The 4,434-nt window shown below is 68.1% G+C and carries 3 protein-coding genes; all 3 read left to right on the plus strand.

Translation table 11 applies throughout. The features are described from left to right. Positions 1 to 94 precede the first annotated feature (94 nt). The 3 genes from moeB (at position 95) to folD (ending at position 4,382) form a co-directional block, all read left to right on the plus strand. Complete coding sequence (moeB, locus tag AB4Y84_RS14280; protein ID WP_442244939.1) at positions 95 to 1,231, plus strand: molybdopterin-synthase adenylyltransferase MoeB; 1,137 nt, start codon at positions 95 to 97, stop codon at positions 1,229 to 1,231. Positions 1,232 to 1,448: 217 nt separating this feature from the next. Then, positions 1,449 to 3,284: a monovalent cation:proton antiporter-2 (CPA2) family protein gene (locus AB4Y84_RS14285; RefSeq protein ID WP_442250322.1), complete on the plus strand. Its 1,836-nt coding sequence runs from the start codon at positions 1,449 to 1,451 to the stop codon at positions 3,282 to 3,284. Positions 3,285 to 3,503: 219 nt separating this feature from the next. Then, positions 3,504 to 4,382 (plus strand): bifunctional methylenetetrahydrofolate dehydrogenase/methenyltetrahydrofolate cyclohydrolase FolD, encoded by an 879-nt coding sequence (gene folD, locus AB4Y84_RS14290; RefSeq protein WP_442250323.1) that lies wholly within the window; start codon positions 3,504 to 3,506, stop codon positions 4,380 to 4,382. Positions 4,383 to 4,434: the final 52 nt, after the last annotated feature.

Below are 4,434 nucleotides of genomic sequence, written 5' to 3' on the forward strand. Positions count from 1 at the left end.
TGTTCATGAGGTTGCCGGCCAGCGGCCGGCACTACGCCCGCGCTTGCGGGCATCGTTCAAGGCGGGGTGGCGTGGCCTGCGCGATAATGGCGGCATGAGCATTCCAGAGCTTTCCCCCGAGCAGGCGCGGGCACGCGTGGCCCATGGTGCGGTGCTGATCGACGTGCGCGAGACGCATGAGCGGGCGGGCGGCATGGCCGAGGGCGCGCGTGGCGTGGCCAAGGATGAACTGCTGGACGACCCCGCCGCACACCTGCCTCTGCCGGAACAGGAAATCCTGCTGATCTGCCAGAGCGGCAAGCGCTCGGCCGATGCGGCGCAAGCGCTGCTGGATGCGGGCTATGCCAACGTAACCTCCGTTGCCGGCGGCACCGTGGCCTGGCGCGAGCTGGCGTTGCCGCTGGTGCAGCCACTGACCAGCGCCGCCGACCGCGATTTCTATGACCGCTATTCGCGCCACCTGCTGCTGCCGCAGGTGGGCGAGGCCGGCCAGCGCCGCCTGCAGCAGTCGCGGGTGCTGGTGCTGGGCGCGGGCGGCCTGGGCGCGCCGGCCGGGTTCTACCTGGCGGCCGCCGGGGTAGGGCACCTGCGTTTTGCCGACCACGACCGTGTCGAGCGCAGCAACCTGCACCGGCAGATCGTGCATACCGAGGCCAGCGTCGGCCAGCTGAAGGTTGATTCGGCACGTGAGCGGCTGCTGGCGTTGAACCCGTCCATCGAGGTCGAGGCCGTGCCCGAGCGGGTCACCTCGGAGAACGTGGACCGCCTGCTGCAGGACGTTGACGTGGTGCTGGATGGTTCGGACAACTTCCCGTTGCGCTACCTGCTCAACGACGCCTGCATCAAGCACGCCACGCCGATGGTCTACGCCGCCATCGAGCGTTTCGATGGCCAGGTGAGCGTGTTCGATGCCGGCCGCCAGCGTGGCGTGGCGCCGTGCTACCGCTGCCTGTTCCCGGAGCCGCCGCCGCCGGAATTCGCGCCCAACTGTTCCGAGGCCGGCGTGCTGGGCGTGCTGCCCGGCCTGGCAGGTGTGCTGCAGGCCACCGAGGTGCTGAAGCTGCTGCTCGGCATCGGCGAACCGTTGGTGGGCCGCCTGCTGCGCTTTGACGCGCTGGGCATGCGCTTCCGCGAGACCCGCATCAGCCCCGACCCGCAGTGCGCGGTGTGCGCGCCGGGCGTGCCGTTCCCGGGGTATATCGATTACGCCGCGTTCTGCCGGGGCGGGTGAACCGGTCGGCGCGTCATCCACGCATGGCGTGGATCTACTAATGCGTTGGTAGATCCACGCCATGTATGGATGGATGCGTCCGGTTTCGGGATGATGCCCAGGGCCACTCCCGCTATCGTTCCATCTCCAAGACAATAAAACGCAACACACGTGCTATYGCCGTCATCGGTGTTGCTCTATCGTTGAGGCCGATTTCGATTTCCGGGGAACCCACCGCATGGCGGTAGAAGCAGCGACCAGCGAGCTGGTCAAGGTCGTCGCCCTGTTGGGCGCAGCGGTGGTGATGGTGCCGCTGTTCCGTCGGCTCGGCCTGGGCTCGGTGCTGGGCTACTTCGCCGCCGGCCTGGCGATCGGCCCGTTCGGGCTGGGCTGGTTCTCCGACCCGCAGGCGATCCTGCATACCGCCGAACTCGGCGTGGTCATGTTCCTGTTCGTCATCGGCCTGGAAATGCGGCCCTCGCACCTGTGGAGCCTGCGCAAGGAAATCTTCGGGCTGGGCACGCTGCAGATCGTCACCTGCGCGCTGGTGCTGACCAGCATCGCCAAGCTGTTCGGGCTGCCGTGGCAGATCGCCTTCATCGGCGCCACCGGTTTCGTGCTGACTTCCACTGCGGTGGTGATGCAACTGCTGGCCGAGCGCGGCGACATCGCGCTGCCGTCGGGGCAGAAGATCGTCTCGATCCTGTTGTTCGAGGACCTGCTGATCGTGCCGTTGCTGGCGCTTGTCGCGTGGATGGCACCGGCTGCCGGCAGTGCCGATGGCGAGGGCTCACGCTGGATGTCGGTGGCGATCGGCGTGGGTGCCATCGTCGGCCTGGTGCTGGTGGGCCGCTTCCTGCTCAATCCGCTGTTCCGCGTGCTGGCCGAATCGAAGGCGCGCGAAGTGATGACCGCTGCCGCACTGCTGGTGGTGCTGGGCGCGGCGCTGCTGATGCAGCTGTCCGGGTTGTCGATGGCGATGGGCGCGTTCCTGGCCGGCGTGCTGCTGAGCGAATCGACCTTCCGCCACCAGATCGAAGCAGACATCGAACCGTTCCGCGGCATCCTGCTGGGCCTGTTCTTCCTCAGCGTGGGCATGGCGCTGGACCTGGGCGTGGTGGCCGGCAACTGGCCGATGATCCTCGGCCTGGTGGTCGCGCTGATGGCGGCCAAGGCGCTGTGCATCTACGTGGTGGCGCGCCTGATGGGCAGCGACCACGCGCAGGCACTGGACCGTGGCGTGCTGATGGYGCAGGGCGGCGAGTTCGCCTTCGTGCTGTTCTCGGCCGCAGCCAGTGCCGGGGTGATCAGCCTGGACATCAATGCCAACTTCACCGCCGTGGTGGTGCTGTCGATGGCGCTGACGCCGCTGGTGGTGCTGGTCTACAAGCGCGTGGCGCCCACGCCGACCGTCAGCCTGGAAGGCGTGGATACCGCCGATGGCCTGTCCGGCAGCGTGCTGCTGATCGGCTTCGGCCGCTTCGGCCAGGTGGCCAGCCAGTCGCTGCTGGCCCGCGACGTGGACGTGACCATCATCGACAACGATGTGGAGATGATCCACAACGCCGAGCGCTTCGGTTTCAAGATCTATTACGGCGACGGCACCCGCCTGGACGTACTGCATGCCTCCGGCGCGGGCAGTGCGCGGGCGATTGCGGTGTGCGTGAACAATGCCGAGGACGCCGACCGCATCGTCGAACTGGTGGCCCATCAGTTCCCGCAGGCCAAGCTGCTGGTGCGCTCGTTCGACCGCGAACATTCGCTGCGGCTGATCCATGCCGGCGTGGATTTCCAGATCCGCGAAACCTTCGAGTCGGCGCTGCTGTTCGGGCAGGCGGCACTGGTGGAGCTGGGCGCGGACGAAGACGATGCGCGCGAGATCGCCGAGCAGATCCGCGAGCGCGATGCCGAGCGCTTCGAGCTGGAAATGGCCGGTGGCAGCCTGAGGGCCGGCGCGCACATGGTGTTCGGCAGCGCGCTGCCGGGTGTGCCGACGCCGACGCCGTTTACCGCGCCCAAGCGCAAGGCGCGCACGCTCAATGCGGATGAAGTGCCGGAAGAAGAAGAGGAATGATCTGAAGCATGGTAGTGCCGGCCGCTGGCCGGCAACTGCACGGTGCTTCCTGCGCTCATGAGGTTGCCGGCCAGCGGCCGGCACTACCGACGTGCGTGCTTGGTCGATGGGGTCAGAGCCCTTTGCCTTTGGCAAAGGGATCCGACCCCGTCCGTGCCGGTGGGCGAGGGGGCGTGAATCGGGGACAATAGCGTCCCCGCCGCCCCACGCCCGCACCCGATGACCGACTCCGCCCCCCAGCTTCCTGCCCGCATCCTCGATGGCCGCCGTATCGCCGAGGACCTGCTCGACAGCCTGAAGGTGCGGGTCGATGCCCGTGTCGCCGCCGGTGGCAGCCGCCCTGGCCTGGCCGTGGTGCTGGTGGGGGGCGACCCGGCCTCGACCGTGTACGTGCGCAACAAGCGCCGCGCAGCCGAGAAGGTGGGCATCGAAGCCTATGACTACGACCTGCCGGCCGGCACCACCGAGGCCGAGCTGCTCGACCTGATCGACCAGCTCAACGCCGACCCGAAGATCAACGGCATCCTGATCCAGCTGCCGCTGCCGGGCATTCCCGATGCGCGCCGGTTGATCCAGCGCATCGACCCGCGCAAGGACGTGGATGGTTTCCATCCGGAAAACGTCGGCCACCTGGCCCTGCGCGAGTTCGGCCTGCGCCCGTGCACCCCGCGTGGCATCACCACGCTGCTGGGCCACACCGACCAGCCGGTGCGCGGCCGCAACGCCACCATCGTCGGCGTCAGCAACCACGTCGGCCGGCCGATGGGCCTGGAGCTGCTGATCGCCGGCTGTACCGTGACCAGCTGCCACAAGTTCACGCCCAAGGACGTGCTGGAACAGGCCGTGCGCAACGCCGACATCCTGGTGGTGGCGGTGGGCCGCCCGGGTATCGTGCCGGGCGAGTGGGTGAAGCCGGGTGCGGTGGTGATCGACGTGGGCATCAACCGCTTGGATGACGGCCGGTTGGTGGGCGATGTCGGGTTCGAGGCCGCAGCGCAGCGGGCGAGCTGGATCACCCCTGTGCCGGGTGGCGTGGGCCCGATGACCGTGGCCACGCTGATRCAGAACACGTTGGAAGCGGCGGAAGCTGGGGTTTGACGGTAGTGCCGGCCGCTGGCCGGCAACCCGGTATGCCATCCGAAGGTTCATG

This window comes from Stenotrophomonas sp. 2YAF22 (assembly GCF_052114665.1).
GTDB classification, from domain to species: domain Bacteria; phylum Pseudomonadota; class Gammaproteobacteria; order Xanthomonadales; family Xanthomonadaceae; genus Stenotrophomonas; species Stenotrophomonas indicatrix.